Consider the following 23,539-nt stretch of genomic DNA (forward strand, 5'->3'; position numbering starts at 1 on the left):
GTCATGGGCCTGCTCGACACCGGGGTCGCCAAGCACCCGTGGTGGGCGCGCAGCGACTGGTACGAGCGCCTCGGCCCCGACGACGCCGACGCGGCGGAGGGCGCCCAGCCGGGCCACGGCACGTTCATCGCGGGCCTGCTGGCGCGGTCGGCGCCGGGCGCGGCGCTGCGGGTGCACCGGGTGCTCGACGGCGACGGCTTCGCCGACGAGGCCACCGTGGTACGCGCGCTGCACCGCATGCGCGACCAGCCTCCCGACGTGCTCAACCTGTCCTTCGGCGGCCACACCTTCGACGACCGGCCGCCGCCTGTGCTGTCCGACGCCGTCGCCGCGCTGAGCGGCACGGTCACCGTGGCCTGCGCCGGCAACACCGCCTCCGACCGGCCGTTCTGGCCCGCCGCGCTGGGTTGCGCCGTGGGCGTGGCGGCCGTCGACGACTCGCAGGAGCGCCGGGCCCCCTATTCGGGGCACGGCACCTGGGTGGACGCCTGCGCCCGCGGCGACTGGCTGACCAGCAGCTACCTGGAGTGCGGCGAGTTCGCGGGCTTCGCGACCTGGAGCGGCACGTCGTTCGCCACCGCGCTGGTGGCGGGCGCCATCGCCGACGCGGCCAGGGACGAGCCGGCGAAGGAGGTGGTGACGCGGCTCCTCGACGCCGAGGGGGCCCGGCAAATTCCGGATCTGGGGGTTCTCGTACCGGCGAGTCTGTAGAGTTTACGCTCAGTCCTCACGCAATCACGAAGAGGCATGACCGCCTCGGCGTGCCGCACGGAAGGAGGCCGCATGCCCGATCCACGCGAGCCGGCGGAGCTGGTCACGGCGGCGGCCGAAGACGACCGGACGGCGTGGGACGAGCTGGAGGCCAGATACGGGCCGCGGATGTGGGCGGTGGCCCGCGCGTCCGGGCTCAGCCCTTCCGACGCGGCGGACGCCGTCCAGGGAGCCTGGCTGCGGCTGCTCCAGAACCTCCACACCCTCAGAGATCCGGCCAAGGTCGGCGGCTGGCTCATGACGACCGTGCGCCGCGAGGCTCACGCGTTCCTCCGCAAGCGTCATGACGTCTCCCCCCTCGACCAGGACGTGCTCTCCCTGGAGGCCGTGGACGAGCCCGACCCCGCCTCCGCCGTGCTGGAGGCCGACGGCAGGCGCCTGCTCTGGAAGCAGGTCTCCGCCCTGCACGAGCCCTGCCGCACGATCATCCAGCTCGTCGCCATCGACCTGGGAAACCGGCAGATGGCGGCGCGGCTGGGCATGCCCGTGGGCAGTGTGGGCCCGACCAAGGCCCGCTGCCTTGAGAAACTGCGCACCCTGATCTCATCACAGGAGACCGCGCAATGATCAACGACGAGTATTTCCTGGCGGCACTCCGGCTGGCCGCGGGAAACGACCCCATCCCGAGCCACGTGTCCGCCGCCGCACGTGACGTCTACGGGCTGCGGGTCCCCCGTGCGGTGACCGCCGCGCCCGCCGCGCGCACCTCCGCCGGCTCCGACGTGCGCGACCCGGACGGCTGTCACCTGATGCGCTTCGTCACCGACGGCCTCACCTTCGACCTGGAGGTGACCGTGGGCGACGGGCTCATCGACGTCGCGGGCCAGGTGTGGCCACACCCGGGGGACGACGCCGTCATCGACGTGAAAACCCCGCATCTCACGTTGACCCGGCACATCGCCCACAACGGCGACTTCGCCGCGACGGGCCTGCCTCCGGGCTGGCTCAGCGTGGTGTGCCACCGGCCCGGACGCGCACCCGTACAAACCCGATGGGTGCGCATCCGGCCCTGACCCCAGCCGCCAGCCGGAAAGGGGGAGCCGCGCCCCCGCCCGGCCGTCAGACCGAGGCCTGCCATGAGCGCATACCCGGACTCATCAGGCGACCTCGATCCGCTCGTCAGGGCGGCCGAGGCCGCGATGCTGCGTTCCCTGGTGGATCCCGGCCACGCCATGCGCGCCGGCCGTCTCGTGCTGGAGTCCGCCCGCCGCGCCGGATCCGCCGAGGCCGCGGTCATGTCGCTCAGGGCGATGGCGCTGGCCGCCCGCGAGCTCGGCGACCTGGAGGAGGCCGAGCGGCATCTGCGCGAGGCCCTCGGCACACCCGGCGCACCGCCGGAGCGGCTCGCGCAGGCGCGGCTCTCCCTCGTCACCGTACGCACCGAACGCGGCCACCCCCTGCAGGCGCTGCGCGTGGCCGCGCTGGCCTGGGCCTACCTGCGCCCGCTCGACCGCGCCAAGCTCGACACCCAGCGCGCGGTCGCCCTGGCCCACCTCGGCCGCCACCAGGAGGCCATCGCCTCCTGCGACCGCGCGCTGCGCGCCCTGGTGAACGCGCCCGGGACCATCGACGACCGCAGGTTCCTGGCGGGCGGCCTGCTCAACCGCGGGCTCATCCACTCCTACCGCGGCGACTGGAACGCCGCGATGCGCGACCTGACCGCCTGCCTGGAGATCTCCCGGCACGCGGGGCTTCTGCACCTGTCCCGGCTGTCCGCCGCTAACCTGCCGTTCCTCGCCGTACGCCGGGGCGACATCGCCGGGGCTTTCAAGCACTACCGGGAGGCCGAGGACACCCTGTTCGGCTTTCCCGAGCGGCTGGCCACGATGCGGGCCGACTTCGCCGGCGCCCTGCTGGCCGCCCACCTGCCCGGCGAGGCCCGCGCCATGCTGAGCCTGGCCGTACCCGACCTGGAGGCCGCGGGCGCCCAGGTGGCGCTGGCCGAGGCGCGGCTGAAGCTCGCCCAGGTGGAGCTGCTCACCGGCGACCCGCGCCAGGCCAGGCAGGTGGCCGAGCAGGCCGCCGCCGACCTGGCCGCGCAGGAGCGGACCCGCTGGCTGCCGCTGGCCCAGGAGGTCGTGCTGCGTTCGCGGCTCGCGCTCGAACCCGTTACCCCCGCCCTGGTCGGGGAGCTGATCGCGTGCGCCGACGAGCTGGAGAACGGCTTCGCCCCGCAGGCGGGGGCGGCGCTGCGGCTGGTCGCGGCCGAGGCGGCGCTCGACGTCGACGACCACCCGACCGCCTCCGCGCAGCTCGCCCGGCTCACCCGGCACGCCGGACGCGGCGAACGCTGGGTCCCCGCCGGCACCCGGCTCACCCCGCTGGGTTCCGAACCGCAGGACCGGCGGCTCGCCTCCCAGATCCCCGGACCGGTACGCCAGCACGCGCTCGCGCTCGAAGCCGCGCTGCAGGAGGACACCACCGGCGCCTTCCGCGCCGTCCAGGACGGCCTGTCGGAGGTCAGCGAGCAGGTCGAGACGTTCGACGATCCGTCGCTGCGGGCCCACGCGGCCAGGGCCGGGGAACGGCTCGCGGCCTTCGGGCTGGGGCTGGCGGTGCGCGACGGAAGCGTGGAGGAGGTGTTCGAGTGGAGCGAACGGTGGCGGGTCGTGACCGCCCCCGCGCACGCAGGCTCGCCCGCCGGCATCGAGCGGGTGCGCGCCCAGCTGGGAGCCGGGAGCCTGGTGGAGTTCGTGACCCACGAGGAATCGCTGCTCGCCGTCCTCATCTCCGAGCGGCGGGTGCTGCTGCGGCGGCTGGCCGACATACGCGAGGTCAAGGAGTCGATCGTGCGGCTGCGTTACTCGCTGCGCCGCCATACCCGCCCCGGCGACGTCGAAGCCGCGGCGGCCGACGTCGAACGGCTGGTGCTGCAGCCGCTCCTCGCCGAACTCGGCAACGGGCCGCTCGTCGCGGTGCCCGTGGGCGCGCTGCACACGCTGCCGTGGGGCGCGCTCCCCTGCCTGCGGGAACGTCCCGTGAGCGTGGCCGCCAGCGCGTCCGCCTGGATGCGCGCCAGGAACCTCGAACGCGCACTCCACGACGGGCCCCCGGTCGTCGTGGCCGCGGCCGGGCCCTCGCTGGCGCACGCGCACGCCGAAGTGGCGCACGTCCTGGCCTGCCACCCGGGAGGGCGCGAGTCGCCCGCGCGCACGGCCGACGTCCTGCGGGCGCTCCGGACCGCCGACGTCCTGCACCTCGCGGCGCACGGGGTGTTCCACGCGCGCAGCCCGCTGGTGTCCGGGATCACGCTGGAGGACGGGCCGCTGATGGCGTACGACCTGCTGGAGGCGCCCCGGTCGCCGGAGCTCGTGGTGCTGTCCGCGTGCAACTCCGGGATGTCGCGGGCGCCCGTGGACGGGGCTCCGCTCGGGCTGCCGGGCACTTTCCTCGCCAAGGGGGCGTCGTGCGTGGTGGCGGGGCTCGTACCGGTGCGGGATGAGGCGGCGCGGGCCATGATGGGGGTGTTCCACGAGCTCGTGGTGGCCGGCCGCTCACCGGACGCGGCGCTGGCGTGCGCCGCGGCCAAGACGGGCGAGCACGCGTTCGTCTGCTTCGGCGCAGGCGACCGGGCGCTGTATTAGATGCTGGGTCAGGCGCTGGGGCCGGTCGCCACAGGTCTTGAGGGGTCGGCGACCCAGCCGGACCATGAGCCGACATACAGCGCGGCCGGGGGCAGGCCCGCCACCTCCAGCGCCAGCACCTCGTGGGCGGCCGTCACGCCGGATCCGCAGTAGGCGCCCGCCTCCATCCCTCCGTCGATTCCCAGACCGGCGAAGCGCGCCCGCAGCGTGCCGACGGCGAGGAACCTGCCGTCGGGGCCCACGTTCTCGGTCGTGGGTGCGTTGACGGCTCCGGGGATGTGCCCCGCCACGGGATCGACCGGCTCCACCTCGCCCCGGTAGCGCTCGGCGGCCCGGGCGTCGAGCAGGACGCCCTTCGCGGCCAGCGCGGCCGCCTCGTCGGCCGTCAGCATCGGCATCCCGCCCGGCCGCGCCGTGAAGTCGCCGGGGGTGACGGAGGCCGGGGGCTCCTTCGTGGCCGGCAGCCCGGCACCGGTCCACACGGCGAACCCGCCGTCGAGCACGCGGACGTGCCCGTGGCCGAAGTAGCGCAGCGCCCACCAGGCCCTGGCCGCCACCGTGGATCCCGCGTCGTCATAGACCACGACCGGCCGGTGATCCGACACGCCGAGCCTTCGCATGGCGTCCTGGAACGCGCCGGACTCCGGCAGCGGATGCCGGCCGCCGTCGCCCGGAGGCGCCGCGAGGTCGGTGTCGAGGTCGCAGTAGACGGCGTCCGGGATGTGCCCTTCGCGGTAGAGCCCTTCTCCGGGCGGGCCGCCGAGTCGCCAGCGGACGTCGAGCACCGTCAGGCCGTCGAGCGCGGCGAGTTCGGCGGGTGTGATGAGCGGGCTCGTCACGTACGTACCTCCAGCAGCGGGACGTTCAGCTCGGCCGCCGTCAGCGAACCGTGGTAACCGGTGAAGATCGCCTCGACCGGATGGTTCGACGGGGCGGTGATGGCCAGGTCGGTGTGGGGGACGGCCACGACGTCGCCGATGCGCTCCAGCCACGCGTCGCGCACGCGGGGCCCGAACCAGCCCGACTCGACCGCCTCCTCCCGCGAGACTACCCAGGCCTTCCCCTCGAAGATCCCGCGCCACGTCTCCAGCACCTGACCGGCCGCGCCCGGCTCGGCGTAGACGTGCCGGGCCCTGGCCTCCCCGCCGAGCATCGCCACCCCCGCCGTCAACTCGGGGACGCATTCCGCGTCGACCTTCTCACCGGCGTTGACCATGCCGTGGTCGGCGGTGACGTAGAAGGCGGACCCGGGCGGCAGCCCCTCGGCGATGCGCTGGGCCATGCCGTCGACGACGCCGAGCCGGCGCAGCCACTCCTCGCTGCCCCAGCCCGTCATGTGGCCGGCCGCGTCGAGATCGCCGTAATAGACGGTGACGTGGGCGGGGCCCCGCCGCATCGCCTCGTGCACGCGGGCGACGCGCTCGTCGGCGCTCTCGGCCGCCACATAGCGGACGCCGCGGTAGACGGCCCTGGTCAGCCCCGTGCCCTCGAACTCCGCGGGCGCGACGTAGACGGAGTCGATGCCGGCGCGGGTGGCGCGCTCGTAGACGGTCTCGGCGGGCTGCCACGCGTACGGGTCCATCGTCTGACCGTCGGGCAGCGTCCAGCGCAGGCAGTTGAACAGGTGCCCGGCGCCCGGCACGGCCAGCATCAGCCCGAGCATGCCGTGCTCGCCCGGCGTCAGCCCTGTGCCCAGCGAGCACAGGCTCGTCACGGTCGTGGTGGGGAATCCGGCGGTGAGCGTCCTGTCGCGCAGGCTCGCCAGGAACGGGGCGGCATCGGCGTGGGCGCGCAGCAACTCGGCGCCCAGGCCGTCCACCAGGAACAGGCAGACGCGCTCCGCGGGCTCCAGCGCGAGCGGATTGGGCGCGCGCATGCCCAACGCGGCCAGCAACGAACCCGGCAGATCTGCCAGCGTCCCACCGCCATACCCCGGCACCATGCGCCCAGCTTAACCGCCCGTTACGTCTGTCATGGCCGGTCGTGGCTCTGGCCGCTCGCCGTTACGAGCGTCCTGCTCCTATTCATTTGTTACGGCGTGCGGGGTTGCCCGCACTCGCCGACGCCAGAGCCGTCTGTCATGGCCGGTCGTGAAGGCTCACGGGCTGCTCGCCGTTACGAAAGTCCTGTGAGCCGGGTTCTTCGCCGAATCGGCGGCCGGTGGCCCTGTCGAGGGGTGCCTCGTCGGCCGTGTTGCTCGATCGTCGGCGTATGCCCCGCCGGACCGGGAGCCGGTGTCCCGTCGGGCGGGTGCCGGGGTTCTGCGCTGTAGTTCAGCGGGGATGGGGGTGCGCGCCGGCGTCGAGGGTGGGCCGGTGCGGCCGTTGACGTCAGGTGGTGGCGTGGGCGGTGGCTTCGGAGAGGGACTTCGCGAACGCGAGGACGTGGGAGACCGCCTCGGGGCCGTCGGCCGCCTCGCTGACCCGCAGCGAGAGGTCGTCGGCGGTGATGGCGCCGGTGTAGCCGTGGTCGGCCTCGCAGTTCTCGTCGCCGCACGTCGCCGGCTCGAGGTCGACGTGGGAGATGGCGCCCCAGCCGATCGTGAGGGTCACTTCCGTGGGCGGGACACCGGGAGCGTAGGCGGCGGGGTCGGGCACCACCCGGGTGACGGCCACCGACTGGACCCGGCTCAGGCGCACGGCCTCCGTGGTGGTGGAGGCGTGGGACGCGGAGACCCCCTCCACCGCAGGATGCTCGTCGGTGTGGCAGACCAGCAGCCGCGTCGTCGTCAGCACCAGCACCGTGACGTGCCTGCGCACCTCCATGGCGGGATCGAAGGTCGCCTCGTGGTGCACCACGAACGCGGTCACGACCTCCTTGCCCAGCGCGGACTGAACCGCGTCGGTGACGAGGTCGGGATAATAGCCGCTGCGCTCGATCGCTTCGCGCAGGCCCGCGGCGGAGACTCGGGTTTCCCTCATGGGTCCATCCTGCCAGGACCGGGCAGTGCACTCACCCGCCGGATATAACGCTCTATAACGGTCTGTATTCAGTCAACACCGGGCACTGTTTACCCAGCATTCGCTCAAGGCGCCTCAGGACAGCCGGCGCGGGCCGCCGTCCAGACGCGGGCCCGCCGGGGTGCGCAGGGTGGCGCGGGCTCCGAGAATCATGACGTCCGACTCCCCCACGAGCACCTGGTCGAGGTCCAGCCTGGCCAGCTCCGGCAGGTCGTTGGCCAGCCGGCCGACGCGTACGAGCAGGTCTTCCAGGGCGTCGACCGCCACGGGCGGGTAGCCGTACTGGCCGAACAGGAGCGGAGCCGCGCGTACGGACCGCACCAGGGCGGCGGCGTCCTCGCCGGTCAGCGGCGCCAGGCGGAAGCCCTGGTCCTGCAGCAGCCGGGCGGTCACCTCGCCCAGCCCGAACGACACGACCGGCCCGAACGCGGGATCGTCGACGACGCCCATGACGGTCGGCACGGCGGGCTGGGGAGCCATCCGCTGGACCGCGAGCTCCGCCCCTTCGCCCAACTGCTCGGCGAACTCCGTGTAGGCGTTGCGGACCAGCTCAGGTCCCGTCAGTCCCAGGCGTACCGTCCCCGCCCTGCGTGACGCGCCCGGATCGGCGACCTTGACCACCACGGGCCAGCCCAGTCGTCCGGCCGCCGCCACGGCCTCGTCGGTCGAACGCACCACCTCGGCGGGCCACACGGTCAGGCCGTAGCAGGACAGCAGTTCGGTTGCGTCGATCTCGACCGGCGGCCCCGGTTCGGCGAACACGCCCGACGGACCCTGCCGCCCGCCGCCCGGCGCCCCAGCCGGTGCCTGGTCCGGCTTCCCGGCTCCCATCCCGGGCTCCGTGGCGGGCTCCATGGCGGGCTCCATGGCGGGCTCCATGGCGGCGATCTCTCCCGGCGACCCGCCGGGCGAGGAGGCCGGGGTCGGGGACGTGGCGGCGGACAGCGTGGTCATGGCCAGGGACCCGGCGCGGGCGGTGTCGATGTCGTCGAGTTCCGGTGGCGGGACCGCCGGATGCGCCCGCCATCTCGCGTACCGCACCACGTGCGCCAGCGCCCGCACCGCCTCCTCGGGAGCCGCGTACGAGGGGATGGAGCCCCGCCCGGGCGTCGCGTCGGAGCCGGTCTCGACGCGCAGCGCGGGGTGCATGCCGAGATGCCCGTGGAACGTGGTCACGACCGGCTTGGCGACGTCCTTGGAGACGCGCAGCAGCTCGGCGGCCACCTCGTCGGACGCGCCCGGGACGGGCGGCATGTGGATCACGACGGCGGCGTCCACGTCGGGGGAGGCCAGTTCGCCCGCGAGGGCCGTACCGAACTCCGGGGGACCCGCGGCGGGGCCGAGGTTGACGGGCGGGCGGGGCTCGAGACCCGCGGCGAGGCAGGCGTCGGCGGCGAGCAGACCGAGCGCGTCGGAGTTGGTCACGAGCGCGACCCTGGGCCCGGCGGGCAGCGGCTGATAGGCCAGCACCTGTCCCACGTCGAACAGCTGGATGAGGTCGTCGACCCTGATCAGCCCCGCCTGCTCGAACAGCGAGCTGATCGCCGAGTCGGGCAGCCCGAGCTCCTTCGCCGAGTGCCCCGCGGGAGTGCCGCCGCTCTTGACCACCACGATGGGCTTGCGGCGGGCGATGCGCCGGGCCAGCCGGGTGAACTTGCGCGGATTGCCGAGCGACTCCAGATAAAGCAGGATCACGTCGGTGGAGTCATCTTCCTCCCAATATTGCAGCAGGTCGTTGCCCGACACGTCGGCCCGGTTGCCCGCGGAGACGAACGACGAGATGCCCATGCCGCGCTGCGCCACCCGCTGGAGCAGCGCGGTGCCGAGCGCGCCCGACTGGCTGAAGAACCCCACCTTGCCCCGGCCGGGCACGGTGGGCGCGAGGGTGGCGTTGAGCTTGACGGCGGGGTCGGTGTTGGCGATGCCGAGGCAGTTGGGGCCGACGACCCGCAGGCCGTAGGAGCGGGCGATGCGGGCCATTTCGTCCTGCCTGGCGCGGCCCCGCGGGCCCGTCTCGCCGAACCCCGACGAGACCACCACCAGCCCGTGCACGCCCTTCTCCGCGCACTCCTCGACCACGTCGATCACGCTTCCGGCGGGCACGGCCACCACGGCCAGGTCGACCTCGTCGTCGATCGCCGTCACGCTCGGATAGGCGCGTACGCCGTGCACCGCCCGCACCTCGCGGTGCACCGGATAGACGGGACCGGTGAACTCGGCGGCCAGCAGGTTGCGCAGGACGCTCTGGCCGACGCCTCCCGGCTCGCGCGACGCGCCGATGACCGCGACCGAGCCGGGGGTGAGCAGCCTGGCGATGGACCTGGCCTCGGCGCGGTGCTCGCGGGCCGCCGTCACCTCGGCCGAGGTGACGGTGGGGGTGAGGTCGAGCGTCATGCGGACGACGCCGTCGGCGAACTGGCTCTGGGCCGTGTAGCCCGCCTGCCGCAGCAGGCCCGTCATGCGCATGTTGGCGGGCAGGACGTCGGCGATGAAGCGTTCGATACCGCGTTCGCGGGCCGTGGCGGCCAGGTGCTCCAGCAGCACGGAGGCCACTCCCCTGCCCTGGTGGGCGTCTTCGACGAGGAAGGCGACCTCGGCCTCGCCAGGGCCGGTGCGGTCGTAGCGGATCACGGCGACCATCTCGTCGCCGATGGTGGCGATCAGCGCGACCCTGTCGACGTAGTCGACGTTCGTGAAGCGTTCGACTTCCTTGTCGGACAGGCGCGGCCGGGGCCCGAAGAAGCGAAAATAGATCGACTCGTCGGACAGACGGGAGTAGAAGGAGCGGAGACGGCCGGCGTCGGCGGGCCTGATCGGCCTGACGTGCGCGGTGCCGCCGTCGGCCAGGACGACATCCGCCTCCCAGTGAGCCGGATAATGTTCCTCCACAGTCCCGAGCGTAAACCCGCATCCCACATGCCAAGACCCGGGGCCCCTACTGGGCAACGCTTGTGCATCGACTGCTGCCCTGTGTGATGGGTCCGTCCCACGGGGAGCCCGGAAGCTGTTAGTTTTGCCGTGGCCAGGCTCGTTCCGAAGGCAGCAAGGTGGTGGCATCATGACGCGGGTCGTCGTGGTGGGCGATCTCATGACCGACGCGGTCGCGCGCGCCCGTTATGCGCTCGCCAGGGCGAGCGACACCCCGGCGATCGTGACCATGCACGGCGGGGGCTCGGGGGCGAACATCGCCTCGTGGCTGGCCGTCGAAGGCGCCGAGGTGGCCTTCATCGGCCGCAGAGGCGCCGACATCACGGGGCGAAACCGTGACATGGAGCTGATGGGCTACGGCGTCGACGCCCGGCTGGTCATGGATCCCGAGCGGCCGACCGGCACCTGCGTGGTGCTGGTCACGCACAAGGGCGAGCGCACGATGTTGTCCGACCCGGGCGCCAACGCGGCGCTGTCGCCGGAGGACCTCCCGCGCGATCTGTTCGGTCAGGGCACCCATCTGCATCTTTCCGGCTACACGTTGATCAACGAGGGTTCGCGCGACGCGGGTCTGGCGGCGCTCGACATGGCCAGGCGCACCGGCATGTCGATCTCGGTCGACTGCGCCTCGTCCGCGCCGCTCGAGCGCACGGGCGCCGAGCCGTTCCTCGAGTGGACCAACGGCGCCAAGCTGCTGTTCGCCAACATCGACCAGGCCAAGGTCCTGACGGGCCGCGACGAGCCCGAGGCCGCCGCCAAGGTGCTGACGGCGTGGTTCCCGCAGGTCGTGATCAAGATGAGCGCCGAGGGCGCACTGTGGTACACCAACGGCCGCCCCGATCCGGTCCGGGTCGCCGCCGAGCCGGTCGACAAGATCGTCGACGGCACGGGCGCGGGTGACGCGTTCTCCGCCGGGTTCCTGCCGCCGTGGCTCGAAGGCAAGCCGCCGGCGGAGGCGCTGGCGTCGGGCTGCCGCCTGGCGGCCAAGGCCATCGTGCACCTGGGAGCGCGTCCCCCGTTCTAGCGCCGCGTCAGGCACGTTGACCGCGCAAGTCGAGTCGCCGCCGTGCCCAGGTTCGAGCATGTTCGACCTCGCGCTCGACCTCCCCTCCGGCCACCAGGGCCCCTACCGGTCGCCCGGCGTCAACGGTCGGGATCGCCCTCACCCTCGAGCGCGAACCGCTCGTGGAGTTCTACCGGAAGTACGGCGGCAGCCCTCCCTACCTCGAGAAGGAGAAGGTCGGCCTCATCGCCAAGACCTGGAGCCCTGACTGGCCCGACCCCGGCGCATTCCTGCCGCTGATCGCGGACAGCCGCTCGTGCCACTGGTCTGGCGGACCCCCTTGCTGCTGCGCGGGGTCAGGGCAGCCGACGCCCATGTCAGCCCGGTCCTCGGCAACCACGACCTGGTCACGACGGGTCTCACCTGACCGGCCGCGCCGGTCAGGACGTGGTGGCCAGCGCGAGCGGCAGCACGGCGGGCGCCCCGGCGTGGCGCACCAGGGCCGCACCCAGCGTCATCGTCCACCCCGTGTCGACGCGGTCGTCGATGAGCAGGACCGGACCTCCGCACTGCGCGATCGCGGCGCCCACGTCCTTCGGCATGGCGAGCGTGCCCCTGATGGCCTGCACCCGTTTGGCGCTGTTGAACTGCTGGCCGGGCGAGCCCGCGCGGTAGCCCAGCTCTCCGAGGTAGGACAGCCGCCCGACCTGGGCCAGCCGTTCGGCGAACGTGCGCACCAGCTTGGGCCGCGTCGCGGACGGCACGTTCACCACGGCCACCGGGCGCTCACGCCACTCCCACGCGGACAGCACCTTCACCACGGCCGCGAACATGTCGTCGGCCATCGGCCCGTCGCCGGCGTTGAACATTTCACGCAGCCGGTTGCCCCACCCGATGTCGGTCAGCCGCCCGAGCGCTCTGCCGGGCTCCGCGCCCAGTTCGGGCTTGATGCGGCCGGACAGGTCGGGCAGGCCGGTCGGCCACTGCCTGCGGGCCAGAATCTCGACGCCGGGCCTGCTCAGGCGTTCGCGGGCGCCCTCGACGGCCTGCGCGCCGATCTCCGTCGAGCGGTGCGTGCCGGTGCAGTTGTCGCAGCGGCCGCACGGCGTGGCGGTCTCGTCGTCGAGGTGCCCGCGCAGGAACTGCTCCCGGCACTCGGAGGTGGTCAGGTAGGCGAGCATGGCGTCCTGCTCCGCCTTGCGCTCTGCCGCGATGCGGGCGTAACGCTCGGCATCGTAGTCCCAGGGCCGGCCGGTGGCCTCCCAGCCGCCCTTGACCCGGCGTACCGCGCCGTCGACGTCGAGGACCTTGAGCATCATCTCCAGCCGACCGCGGCTCAGGTCGACGGCCGTTTCGAGCGCGGGGGTGGACATGACGCCGCGCTCTTCGAGGGTCTGGAGGGTGGTGCGTACGACCGGCTCGGGAGGAAAGGCCAGGGACGCGAAATAGGCCCAGATGTCGCGGTCTTCCGTGCCGGGCAGCAGGACGACCTCCGCCCGTTCGACACCGCGGCCGGCCCGCCCGACCTGCTGGTAGTAGGCGACGGGTGACTGCGGCGCGCCCACGTGCACCACGAACCCGAGATCGGGTTTGTCGAACCCCATCCCGAGCGCGCTCGTCGCCACCAGCGCCTTGATCTCGTTGCGCAGCAGCGCGTCCTCGGCCACCAGCCGCTCGGCCGGCTCGGTCTGGCCGGAGTAGGCGGCCACCTCCAGCCCCTGCTCGCGCAGGTAGCCGGAGATCTCGTGGGCGGCGGCCACCGTGAGGGTGTAGACGATGCCGGAGCCGGGCAGCTCGCGCAGCGTCTGGGCCAGCCAGGCCAGCCGCTGCTCGGCGGACGGTAGGCGAACGACGCTCAGGTGCAGGCTCTCGCGTTCCAGCGGCCCCCGCAGCACGAGTGTGTCGTCGCCGCCCTCGGGCCGCAGCTCCGGCGGAAGGCGCAGCTGCTCGGCCACGTCGCGGGTGACGCGCGCGTTGGCGGTCGCGGTGGTGGCGAGCACGGGGATGCCCAGCGGCAGGTCGCCGAACAACGTCGCCAGCCTGCGGTAGTCGGGCCTGAAGTCGTGGCCCCAGTCGGAGATGCAGTGAGCCTCGTCGACGACGACCAGCCCGGCGCTCTCGGCCAGCTCGGGCAGGACGTTGTCGCGGAAGTCGGGGTTGTTGAGCCGCTCGGGGCTGACCAGCAGCACGTCGACCATGCCCTCGGCCACCTGGCCGTAGATCTCCTCCCACGCCTCCGGGTTGGCGGAGTTGATGGTGACGGCCCTGATGCCGGCGCGCTCGGCGGCGGCGATCTGGTTGCGCATGAGGGCCAGCAGCGGGGAGACGATGACGGTGGGGCCCTCGCCGAGCTCGCGCAGGAGCGCGGTGGCCACGAAGTAGACCGCCGACTTGCCCCATCCGGTGCGCTGCACGACGAGCACCCTGCGGCGGTCGATCACGAGCGCCTCTATGGCGGCCCACTGGTCGTCGCGGAGCACGGCGTGCTCGCCCGCCAGGGCCCGCAGCCGCGTCTCGGCCTCTTCCCGTAGCATCCCGGCATCGGGGGCGTCAATCATGCCTCCCTTGTTACCAGGTCCGCACGACGGAATGGGACTCGTAGCCGTCATATCGGCTCCGCAGTCCCCCGAACCGCAGGAATCGTCAGCCTGGTCGCCCTGGTCCTGGCCACGGCAGGCGGCGAGGGATTGAGGTCAGGACCTCCGCCACCCCGCGTTCCCCCGCCCTGGACCAGGTGCCCGACCGGCAGGTGCTCATCAACGTCACCGACGGCCGCACCCTGGCGGCCGTCGTCGTGTTCTTCGGCCCGGCCGCACGCGACATCACCTACGAGGGCTCGCCCGGGCGGTTCTCCGAGACTACGCGTCGGCGTGCTCCGGGAAGGCGTTGATGGTGACGCGGTGCATGCGGCGGCGTTCGGTGTAGTCGGCGACCGCGTAGTGCTGGGTGGGGCGGTTGTCCCAGAAGGCCAGCGTCCCCGGCCGCCACCGCAGCCGCAGCTGGAACTCGGGCGAGCGGATGTGGTCGATGAGGAAGGGCAGGAGCGCCTCGTTCTCCCTGTCGCTCAGCCCCACCAGACGGGTCGTCGACGCGCGGTTGACGAAAAGGGCCTTGCGGCCGGTCTCGGCGTGCACGCGGACGACCGGGCGCTCGATCGGCGGCCACTTGGCCTGGATCTCGGCCAGGTCGAACGGGTGCCCCTTGGAGATGGCCTTCTTCATCGACATCGTGATGTCGTGCACGGCGCTCAACTCGTCGCACAGTCGCTGCAGCGACGGCGAGAGGGCCTCGTACGCCAGGTAGGTGTTGGCCCAGCACGTGTCACCGCCCACGCTGGGCAGTTGGACGCAGCGCAGCAGCGAGCCCATCGGCGGGGTCGGCTCGAAGGTGTTGTCGCTGTGCCACTCGTCGCCGCCCTCGCCCTTGGGCGAGGTCTGGTCGAGCACGTGGATGGGGCTGGTGGAGTCCTTCTTGAAGGCGGGGTGGTTGAGCGTGCCGAAGTTGAGGGCGAACTGGAGGTGCTGCTCGTCGTCGATGTGCTGGTCGCGGAAGAACAGCACGAGGTGCTTGAGCCAGCCCTGGCGCAGGGTGGTGACCTCTTCCGGCGAGAGCGGCTTACGCAGATCGACCCCGGTGACCTCGGCGCCGATGTGCTTCGTCACGGGGTGAAACTCGATCATGACGCCTCCGAAGACGACGGGGACCCTCGTGTCCGGAACGTAACACCCAAGCAATTGCTTGGTCAAGAAAGGCTCACGATCGAACATGCTTACGAGAAGTGGCCCGGATCGCGTATCATCTTGACGCCGGAGAGGCGCGCAGCGCACACTCCCCGGCACCGGATCGTCACCGAGGAGGCGTCTTGACGGCAGCGGCCCACGCCCGCGCGGCCCCGCCACGGGCCTGCGCAGGCATGAGCAACGCCATGGATACGTCACAGGGCGCCTGGCTCGTGCCATCATCTCCAGGGGCGAAAACGTCACACCCGCACCGGTCTCGTGCCCGCACGCGCCTTCGGCCGCCATCGCGCCGCGACCGGGAGAGCTTACGTCGACGCCCCACCCGCCGACCTGACGCCGCTTCGCCGGGCTGACGGTTACGGTTACCGCACAAGGACAGAAGGAGGATGCGCTTCCCCTCGGCGCGACGACCGAGGCAGCCGCGCAGCACAAGATGGCCCGACGCACGACTGCACCCCCACCCGAGGACTTCGAGGAGCGGATCGTCGACATCGACGTCTCCTCCGAGATGCGCACGAGCTACCTCGAATACGCCTACTCGGTGATCTACCAGCGCGCCCTGCCGGACGCCCGTGACGGCCTCAAGCCGGTGCAGCGGCGCATCCTCTACTCGATGAGCGAGATGGGCCTGCGCCCCGACCGCGGCCACGTCAAGTCCTCGCGCGTCGTCGGCGACGTCATGGGCAAGCTGCACCCCCACGGCGACAGCGCCATCTACGACGCGCTCGTCCGGCTGGCGCAGCCGTTCTCCATGCGCCTGCCGCTCGTCGACGGCCACGGCAACTTCGGCTCCCCCGACGACTCGCCCGCCGCCATGCGTTACACCGAGGCCAGGCTGGCCCCGGGGGCGATGCTCATGGTCGAGTCGCTCGACGAGGACACCGTCGACTTCAAGCCCAACTACGACGGCCAGGAGACCGAGCCCACGGTCATGCCGTCGGCCTTCCCCAACCTGCTGGTCAACGGCACGAGCGGCATCGCGGTCGGCATGGCCACCAACATGGCCCCGCACAACCTCACCGAGGTCGTGGCCGCGGCCCGCCATCTGATCAAGAAGCCCGAGGCGACGCTCGACGAGCTGATGAAATACGTGCCGGGGCCCGACCTGCCGACCGGCGGCTCGATCATCGGGCTGCAGGGGGTGCGCGACGCGTACGAGAGCGGGCGTGGCACGTTCCGCATGCGCGCCACGTGCGCGGTCGAGCAGATCACCCCGCGCCGCAAGGGCATCGTCGTCACCGAGCTCCCCTACAACGTCGGCCCCGAGCGCGTGGTCGCCAAGATCAAAGAACTGGTGACCAGCAAGAAACTGCAGGGCATCGCCGATCTCAAAGACCTCACCGACCGGCACAAGGGCCTGCGCCTGGTCATCGAGATCAAGAACGGGTTCATCCCCGAGGCCGTGCTGGAAGAGCTCTACCGGCTGACGCCGATGGAGGAGACCTTCGGCATCAACAACGTCGCGCTGGTCGACGGCCAGCCGCGCACGCTCGGGCTGCGCGAGATGCTCCAGGTCTACGTCGACCACCGCATCGAGGTCGTCCGCCGCAGGTCCGAGTTCCGCCGCCGCAAGCGCCAGGAGCGCCTGCACCTGGTCGACGGCCTCATCATCGCGCTGCTCAACATCGACGAGGTCATCCAGGTCATCCGGTCCTCCGACGACTCGGCGCAGGCCCGCACCCGCCTGATGGACGTCTTCGAGCTGTCCGAGATCCAGGCCGCCTACATCCTCGACACGCCGCTGCGCCGGCTGACCAAATACGACAAGCTGGAGCTCGACCGCGAGAAGCAGACGCTGAGCGACGAGATCGCCGCGCTGACCGAGATCCTCTCCTCACCCGCCAGGCTCCGCCAGGTGGTCTCGGGCGAGCTGGCCGACGTGGCCAAGCGCTACGGCACGCCGCGCAGGACCGTGCTGCTGGAGGCGCCGGGCGTCGCCCGCACCCCGATCCAGTCGCTCCAGGTGGCCGACGACCCGTGCCTGGCGCTGCTGTCCTCGACCGGCCTGCTGGCCCGCACCTCCGACGCCTCGCCGCTGGCGGGCGAGGGCGAGCGCACCGCGCACGACGTGCTCGTCTCCGTCGTACGCACCTCCGTACGCGGTGAGGTGGGCGTGGTCACCTCGCACGGCCGGCTGATCCGCGTCCAGGTCGTCGACCTGCCGACGCTGCCGCCCTCGGCCAACCCGCCGTCGTTGTCGGGCGGCCATCCCGTCTCCGAATACGTCTCACTCGAGCCCGACGAGAAGGTCGTCGGCCTCGGCGCCCTCGACCCCGACGGTCCCGGCCTGGCGCTGGGCACGGCGCAGGGCGTGGTCAAACGGGTGGTGCCCGACTATCCGGCCAACCGCGACGACTTCGAGGTCATCACGCTCAAGGAGGGCGACCGCGTGGTGGGCGCCGTCGAGCTGGTGTCGGAGGACCACGACCTGGTGTTCATCTCCTCCGACGCCCAGTTGCTGCGTTACTCCGCCGAGCTGGTGCGCCCGCAGGGTCGTCCCGCGGGGGGCATGGCGGGCATCCGCCTCGACGGTGACGCGCGGGTGATCTGGTTCGGCGCCGTCGACCCGGAACGCCCCGGCCATGTGGTCACGATCGCCGGTTCGTCCACGGCGCTGCCCGGCACGCAGGTGGGCGGCGGCAAGGTGTCCGACTACGCCGAGTTCCCCGCCAAGGGCCGGGCCACGGGCGGCGTGCGGGCCCAGCGGTTCCTGAAGGGCGAGGACGAACTCCTGCTGGCCTGGGCCGGACCGGCTCCGGCCAAGGCGGTTTCCACGGTGGGCAAGCCGGTGCCTCTGCCGGAGGAGCTGGGCCGGCGAGACGGCTCCGGCGTGCGTCTCACCCACACGATCGGCGCCGCCGGCGGCGCCCTCGCCGCCGGCCCCGGCGCCCCGGCCGACGAGGAAACACCTCCGGAGGAGTGACCCGTGGCGCAGGAGCCGGACGTTCCCCGGCGCCCCCAAGCTGCCGGGGACACCGGGTCGACGTGGCCGAGACCGGGGTGCCGGGCGGCGGGCGCGTAGGGCCAACGCCGACGGCTCCGCAGGGGTGGCAGGACAGCCCGTCGATCGGCCGACGTTTCGCAGGCGGTGGCCGTGTTCACCATGACGGACGCTTGAAGCCCGCCGGCCCGGACGCGCGTCGGCCGAGCGGCCTGTGCAGCGTGAGACCCGAGTGGCTCGCGAGGTGCCGGGCAACGCGGTACGCGGCCGCTGAGACGCCGACGCCCGGTGAAGCGGCAGGTGGAGGGCGGGCCGGGGCGCTCGGGGTCTGGATGGGCCGGAGGTCGCACCGGTGCCCTCGCGTGCCAGGCACTCACGGTGCCGAGTGGGTGGATGTTATGAAATGTGCCTTGCCTCCGATGGTGTGGGAGAGCGCTCTCTCACACCATCGACTGGAGGCACCGTGTTCCCATCCCGCCCCCCGTTATGGGCGGCCGCCCTCGCCCTGGCCGGCTCGCTCATCGTCGCCCCACCCGCCGCGGCCGCGGCCGAGCCGCTCACCATCACCGACTTCGAGTCGGACGGCGTGCCCGCCGGCGTGTACGCCTGGGGCAACGACGCGGCGTCGACCCCGGCGCTCACCGTCGACCCCGACGCCACCCGGCCGCAGGCCGCCGCCACGAACCGGGTGCTCACCTCGGTCTACAACGTCAGCCAGTGGGGCGGCTGGTCCCACGACCTGGCCGCCGCCCAGGACTGGTCCGCGTACGAGGGCTTCTCCTTCTGGGTGAACGGCACCGGCTCCGGTCAGAAGATCTTCTTCGAGCTCAAGGACGGCGGCGGCGGACCGGGCAGCTCGGAGCTGTTCGAGTCGTCGTTCACCGACGACACGGCGGGCTGGCGGCAGGTGAAGGTACCGTTCGAGAGCTTCACCCGCCGCGCCGACCACCAGCCGGGCGGCGCCCCGACCGACGGTGAGCTGGACCTGGTCGCCATGTGGGGCTACGGGATGCGCCTGCCCACAGCACAGGGCACCCTGCGCTGGGACGAGGTGCAGGTGTACGGGACCGCTCCCCCGCGCCCCGTGCGGCTGTCCACGGACCGGCCCGTCTATCCGGCGGACGAGAAGGACAGGGTACGGGTCAGGGTCACGATCACCACGGCCACCGGAGAGCCGCTACCCGACGACCTGGCCGTGGACTACAGGACCGGCACGGGCACCGCGACCTCCGGCGACGACTACCGGCCGGCCCAGGGCACGCTGACGTTCCCCGCCGGCACCGCTTCGGGCTCGGCGCGGTCGTTCACCGTCGAGATCGGCAAGGACCGGCGGAGCGAGGTCGCGGAGACCATCCCGATCGAGTTGGCGGGCACGGGCACGCGGCCACCGGCCGAGCCGCCGGTCATCGTCATCAACGCGCACGACCTGCCGTACCTGAACGCCCGCAAACCCGTCAGGGACCGCGTCTCCGACCTGCTCGGCAGGATGACGCTGGAGGAGAAGGTCGGCCAGATGACCCAGGCAGAGCGCGGAGCGCTGGCCAAGCAGAGCGACATCGCCACGTACCGGCTCGGCTCGCTGCTGTCGGGCGGCGGGTCGGCGCCCGCCACGAACACGCCGGAGGGGTGGGCCGACATGATCGACGCCTTCCAGCTCCAGGCCCGGCGGACCCGCCTGCAGGTGCCGTTGATCTACGGCGTCGACGCGGTGCACGGGCACAACAACGTGGTCGGCGCGACGATCTTCCCCCACAACGCCGGCCTGGGCGCCGCCCGCGACCCGGACCTCCTCGAGCAGGCGGGCGAGATCACCGCGAGGGAGGTCAAGGCCACCGGCATCCCGTGGAACTTCGCCCCCTGCCTGTGCGTCTCCCGCGACGACCGGTGGGGCCGGGCGTACGAGTCGTTCGGCGAGGACCCCGCCCTGGTGACGCGGATGGCCACCGTCATCGACGGGCTGCAGGACAACGGGGTGCTGGCCACGGCCAAGCACTACGTGGGTGACGGCGGCACCGCGTACGGGTCGTCCTCCACCGGCGACTACACCATCGACCAGGGCGTCACCCGGACCAGCCGCGCGGAGCTGGCGGCGCTCCACCTGGCGCCGTTCGCCGAGGCGGTCGAGCGCGGCGTGGCCACCGTGATGCCGTCGTTCTCCAGCGTGGACTTCGGCGACGGGCCGCTGAAGATGCACGCCCACGACGAGCTGATCAACGGCACGCTCAAGGGCAGGCTCGGGTTCAAGGGGTTCGTGATCAGCGACTGGCAGGCCATCGACCAGCTCCCCGGCGACTACCCGAGCGACGTGCGCACGTCGGTCAACGCCGGACTCGACATGATCATGGTCCCGTACGCCTACCAGGAGTTCACCGGCGCGCTCAAGGCCGAGGTCGAGGCGGGCCGGGTGCCGATGGCGCGGGTGGACGACGCGGTCGCGAGGATCCTGACGCAGAAGTTCCGGCTGGGGTTGTTCGAGCGTCCGTACGCCGACCGCTCCCGTCTCGGCGACGTGGGCTCGGCGGCGCACCGCGCGGTCGCCCGTACGGCGGCGGCGAAGTCGCAGGTCCTGCTGAAGAACGAGGGCGACCTGCTGCCACTGCGTCGCGGCGCCAAGGTGTACGTGGCCGGCTCGAACGCCGACGACATCGGCAACCAGTCGGGCGGCTGGACGATCAGCTGGCAGGGTTCGTCCGGTCCGATCACCACCGGCACCACGATCCTGCAGGCGGTCCGGTCGCGCGCCGGGTCCGTGACGTACTCGCGGGACGCCTCCGCCGGGCTGGCCGGACACGACGTGGGTGTCGTTGTGGTGGGCGAGACGCCGTACGCCGAGGGCCAGGGCGACGTGGGACGCGCGGGCCGCACGCTGGAGCTGTCCCCCGCCGACCGGGCCACCGTCGACCGGGTGTGCGGGGCGATGAAGTGCGCCGTCCTGGTGGTATCAGGGCGTCCGATGGTGCTCGGCGACCTGTCGGGCGTCGAGGCCGTGGTCGCCTCCTGGCTGCCGGGCACCGAGGGCGACGGCGTGGCCGACCCCCTCTTCGGCGCGGTGCCGTACACCGGGCGGTTGCCGTTCACGTGGTTCCGCTCGACGGAGCAGGTGCCGATCAACGTGGGCGACGCCGCCTACGACCCGCTGTTCCCGTACGGGTGGGGGCTGCGCACCGACCGCGCCCGCGACCGGCTCAAGGCCGTACAGCACGAGCTGGCCCGCGGTGACAGCCGCTCGAAGGCCGCGGCCCTGCTGCTGAGGCCCGCCCTGCCCGGCCGCCACTGGCACGCCGACGGCACCGTCCGCGACACACGGCTGGTGCTGGGCGCGCTCGAAGCGGCCGCGGCGCTGCTCGAACGCTCCGGGAGCGTCTCGTACGCCGAGGCCGACGCGCTCGTCTCGGTCGCCAGGGACGTCGCGCAGCACGCGGGCAAGCGGCCCGACCTGCAGGCCGCGGCCGACCACGAGCTGGCTGCGGGAGCGTACGGGAAGGCGGTGGACCTGCTGGCCCGGTCGATCCGCTGACGTGGGGACCGGCCCCGGTGTGGCGGGGCCGGTCCCGGCCCGGTCCCGGCGGCCCGGCCAGGGGAGCAATCCCCCTGCCCCGGGCCGGGGTCGCCGGACCGGGAGCGTCGTTCAGGGCCGGCAGAGGCAGAACGGGTGACCGGCCGGATCGAGGAACACCCGGAAGCTGTCCTCCTCGCTCGGCTGGTGCTCGTGCTTGCGCGCGCCGATCTTTATGGCCTGCGCCTCGGCCTCGTCCATGTCGTCCACGGTGAGATCGAGGTGGATCTGCTGAGGGTGGTGCGGGTCGGGCCAGGCGGGCGGCTGGTGGTCGGGGGCGAGCTGGAAGGCCAACCGCCTGGGCGGCCCGCCGTCGCTGACCACCACCCAGTCCTCCTCGGAGGACGTGATCGGCCACCCGAGGAGGTTCGAGTAGAACTGCGCAAGTCCTTGGGGGTCGGGGCAATCGAACGCGATGGTCCGGAACTGCGCGATGCCGCTCATCAATTCACCTTCCCGGCCGTTTTGCTTGGCCGATCGGAGACAAGAATGTTGCCATGGCTGCCAACTCGTTCATGGTTCCGCTCGGCACTCCCGCGCCTGCCTTCGACCTGACCGCCATCGACGGCGGCAGCGTCTCGCTCGAAGACCTCAAGGGCTCACCCGCCACCCTCGTCATCTTCCTGTCCAACCACTGCCCCTACGTACGGCACATCGAGCACGGCATCGGCGCACTGGCCGCCGACTACGACGCGAGACTGTCGATCGTCGCCATCTCCAGCAACGACAGCGTCAACTACCCGGATGACGACCCGACACACCTCGCGGAGCAGGCGGAGCGGGCCGGGTTCACGTTCCCCTACCTCCTGGACGAGAGCCAGGAGGTGGCCAAGGCCTACCGGGCGGCGTGCACACCCGACTTCTTCCTGTACGACGCGGAGCTGCGCCTCGCCTACCGCGGCGAGTTCGACGGCTCCCGGCCGGGCAACGCCGAGCCGGTGACCGGCGCGTCCCTGCGGGCGGCCATCGACGCCGTGCTGGCGGGCGACCCCGTACCGGAGGAGCAGCACCCGTCACTCGGGTGCGGCATCAAATGGAAGCCCGGCAACGCTCCCGCCTGAACGTCTCGCTCCTCTGCCGGGGCGCGGGGCCCGTCAGCCGGAGGCCGCGATGACGGACGGGATCGCGAGCAGCAACTCGTGCGGCTCGCCGCCCTCCCAGCGCCGGATCAGCCGGGTGGCCGCCTCCCCCGGGTCGAATTCCTCGCAGCCCAGCGGCCCGTAACAACCCGCCTCGTCCAGCATGAGGATGAGCGGATCGTCGTCGGGGAGACAGGCCGCGTAGGCGGCGGTGTCGAGGAGCGCCAGCGCGCTCCTGGCGTTGCGACCGTCGTCGTTGGACTCCACGCGGTCGAGGCGGCGCCAGGCCTGAACACGGAGAAACGCGGCAAGGGATTCGGACCTACTCACGAGCAACCTTCTTAGCTCCCGTACGTACGGCTACGACATCATCACGCAGAGAGAAGGGCGCTCGTGGGAGGTTTGCCAAGTCGGGCCATTCGTGACCCCCCGGGGCGCATGTTTTCCGGTGCGTGAGGGATATTTGTGGTCATGAGAGCGTTCGACGACCTGTACGCCGCCAACGCGAAGTTCGCCAAGGAGTTCGGAAACTCCACCCTCACCGGCCGGGCAGCCCGCGGGCTGGCGGTGGTGACCTGTATGGACTCCCGCATCGACCCGCTCGGACTGCTGGGCCTGAAACCGGGCGACGCCAAGATCCTGCGCAACGCCGGCGCCCGGGTCACGGACGACGTGCTGCGTACTCTGGTGCTCGCCGTCTACCTGCTGGGTGTCGACCGGGTGCTGGTGATGCCGCACACCGACTGCGGCATGTCCAAGGTGACGGACTCCGACGTGCACGCGCTCACCGGCGAACAAGGAGTCGACACCCGCAGCCTCGAGTTCCACACCGTGCCCGACCAGGACGAGGCGCTGCGCCACGATCTCATCCGGATCCGCAGCACCCCGTTCCTGCCGCAGAACATGCCGGTGACCGGAGCCATCTACGACGTGCGCACCGGCCTGCTGACCCCCGCCCCGAGACCGGACCCCTCGGC

Annotated in this window: 18 protein-coding genes; 10 read left to right on the forward strand and 8 right to left on the reverse strand. The window is 72.2% G+C overall.

What is annotated here, in order from left to right; all coding sequences use genetic code 11:
* The 4 genes from E1267_RS30775 to E1267_RS44745 all read left to right on the forward strand — a co-directional run.
* Positions 1-711: S8 family peptidase (locus E1267_RS30775; RefSeq protein WP_132337606.1), on the forward strand; the 711-nt coding region annotated here is incomplete at its 5' end.
* Between the two features lie 72 nt (positions 712-783).
* A complete protein-coding gene (locus E1267_RS30780; protein WP_132337608.1) occupies positions 784-1,338 on the forward strand; it encodes an RNA polymerase sigma factor in 555 nt (184 codons plus the stop codon).
* On the forward strand, positions 1,335-1,784 hold the full coding sequence (locus E1267_RS30785) for a hypothetical protein (RefSeq protein WP_132337610.1): 450 nt from the start codon (positions 1,335-1,337) through the stop codon (positions 1,782-1,784). Before E1267_RS30780 ends, E1267_RS30785 begins: the two co-directional genes overlap by 4 nt.
* Before the next feature lie 63 nt (positions 1,785-1,847).
* The gene (locus E1267_RS44745) at positions 1,848-4,355 is read left to right on the forward strand and encodes a CHAT domain-containing protein (RefSeq protein ID WP_165959888.1); all 2,508 of its coding nucleotides are present in this window, start codon (positions 1,848-1,850) and stop codon (positions 4,353-4,355) included.
* Positions 4,356-4,363: 8 nt separating this feature from the next.
* Here the strand turns inward: E1267_RS44745 and E1267_RS30800 are convergent, their stop codons facing one another.
* From E1267_RS30800 to E1267_RS30815, 4 genes are all read right to left on the reverse strand, one after another.
* On the reverse strand, positions 4,364-5,194 hold the full coding sequence (locus E1267_RS30800) for a sulfurtransferase (protein WP_132337612.1): 831 nt from the start codon (positions 5,192-5,194) through the stop codon (positions 4,364-4,366).
* Positions 5,191-6,297: an alkaline phosphatase family protein gene (locus E1267_RS30805; protein ID WP_132337614.1), complete on the reverse strand. Its 1,107-nt coding sequence runs from the start codon at positions 6,295-6,297 to the stop codon at positions 5,191-5,193. Before E1267_RS30805 ends, E1267_RS30800 begins: the two co-directional genes overlap by 4 nt.
* Positions 6,298-6,685: 388 nt before the next feature.
* On the reverse strand, positions 6,686-7,276 hold the full coding sequence (locus tag E1267_RS30810) for a DUF5998 family protein (protein WP_132337616.1): 591 nt from the start codon (positions 7,274-7,276) through the stop codon (positions 6,686-6,688).
* A 114-nt stretch (positions 7,277-7,390) separates the two neighbouring features.
* Complete coding sequence (locus tag E1267_RS30815; protein ID WP_246064357.1) at positions 7,391-10,204, reverse strand: bifunctional acetate--CoA ligase family protein/GNAT family N-acetyltransferase; 2,814 nt, start codon at positions 10,202-10,204, stop codon at positions 7,391-7,393.
* 169 nt (positions 10,205-10,373) lie between these two features.
* On the opposite strand from E1267_RS30815, the gene E1267_RS30820 reads away from it, so the two are divergent.
* On the forward strand, positions 10,374-11,267 hold the full coding sequence (locus tag E1267_RS30820) for a carbohydrate kinase family protein (protein WP_132337618.1): 894 nt from the start codon (positions 10,374-10,376) through the stop codon (positions 11,265-11,267).
* 419 nt (positions 11,268-11,686) lie between these two features.
* Here E1267_RS30820 and E1267_RS30825 read toward each other — a convergent pair whose 3' ends face one another.
* The gene (locus tag E1267_RS30825) at positions 11,687-13,804 is read right to left on the reverse strand and encodes a RecQ family ATP-dependent DNA helicase (RefSeq protein WP_246064358.1); all 2,118 of its coding nucleotides are present in this window, start codon (positions 13,802-13,804) and stop codon (positions 11,687-11,689) included.
* A gap of 176 nt (positions 13,805-13,980) precedes the next feature.
* On the opposite strand from E1267_RS30825, the gene E1267_RS44750 reads away from it, so the two are divergent.
* Positions 13,981-14,136: a hypothetical protein gene (locus tag E1267_RS44750; RefSeq protein ID WP_165959889.1), complete on the forward strand. Its 156-nt coding sequence runs from the start codon at positions 13,981-13,983 to the stop codon at positions 14,134-14,136.
* Here E1267_RS44750 and E1267_RS30830 read toward each other — a convergent pair.
* Positions 14,105-14,926 (reverse strand): TauD/TfdA dioxygenase family protein, encoded by an 822-nt coding sequence (locus E1267_RS30830; protein ID WP_132337620.1) that lies wholly within the window; start codon positions 14,924-14,926, stop codon positions 14,105-14,107. The genes E1267_RS44750 and E1267_RS30830 overlap by 32 nt on opposite strands.
* 493 nt (positions 14,927-15,419) lie before the next feature.
* Here E1267_RS30830 and E1267_RS30835 point away from each other — a divergent pair, with 493 nt between their 5' ends.
* Positions 15,420-17,909, forward strand: coding sequence for a DNA gyrase/topoisomerase IV subunit A (locus E1267_RS30835; RefSeq protein WP_132337621.1), 2,490 nt, complete (start codon positions 15,420-15,422; stop codon positions 17,907-17,909).
* Positions 17,910-18,390: 481 nt separating this feature from the next.
* Positions 18,391-21,444 (forward strand): glycoside hydrolase family 3 N-terminal domain-containing protein, encoded by a 3,054-nt coding sequence (locus E1267_RS30840; RefSeq protein ID WP_246064359.1) that lies wholly within the window; start codon positions 18,391-18,393, stop codon positions 21,442-21,444.
* A gap of 111 nt (positions 21,445-21,555) precedes the next feature.
* Here E1267_RS30840 and E1267_RS30845 read toward each other — a convergent pair whose 3' ends face one another.
* Positions 21,556-21,927 (reverse strand): VOC family protein, encoded by a 372-nt coding sequence (locus E1267_RS30845; RefSeq protein WP_132337625.1) that lies wholly within the window; start codon positions 21,925-21,927, stop codon positions 21,556-21,558.
* Between the two features lie 53 nt (positions 21,928-21,980).
* Here E1267_RS30845 and E1267_RS30850 point away from each other — a divergent pair, with 53 nt between their 5' ends.
* The gene (locus E1267_RS30850) at positions 21,981-22,544 is read left to right on the forward strand and encodes a thioredoxin family protein (protein WP_132337627.1); all 564 of its coding nucleotides are present in this window, start codon (positions 21,981-21,983) and stop codon (positions 22,542-22,544) included.
* 33 nt (positions 22,545-22,577) lie between these two features.
* On the opposite strand, the gene E1267_RS30855 is transcribed toward E1267_RS30850, so the two are convergent.
* On the reverse strand, positions 22,578-22,892 hold the full coding sequence (locus E1267_RS30855; protein ID WP_132337629.1) for a hypothetical protein: 315 nt from the start codon (positions 22,890-22,892) through the stop codon (positions 22,578-22,580).
* A gap of 141 nt (positions 22,893-23,033) precedes the next feature.
* Here E1267_RS30855 and E1267_RS30860 point away from each other — a divergent pair.
* Positions 23,034-23,539, forward strand: a 506-nt coding sequence (locus E1267_RS30860; protein WP_132337631.1) for a beta-class carbonic anhydrase, incomplete at its 3' end; no start/stop codon positions are given.

Origin of the sequence: Nonomuraea longispora, assembly GCF_004348345.1 — a bacterium.
Lineage (GTDB): Bacteria > Actinomycetota > Actinomycetes > Streptosporangiales > Streptosporangiaceae > Nonomuraea > Nonomuraea longispora.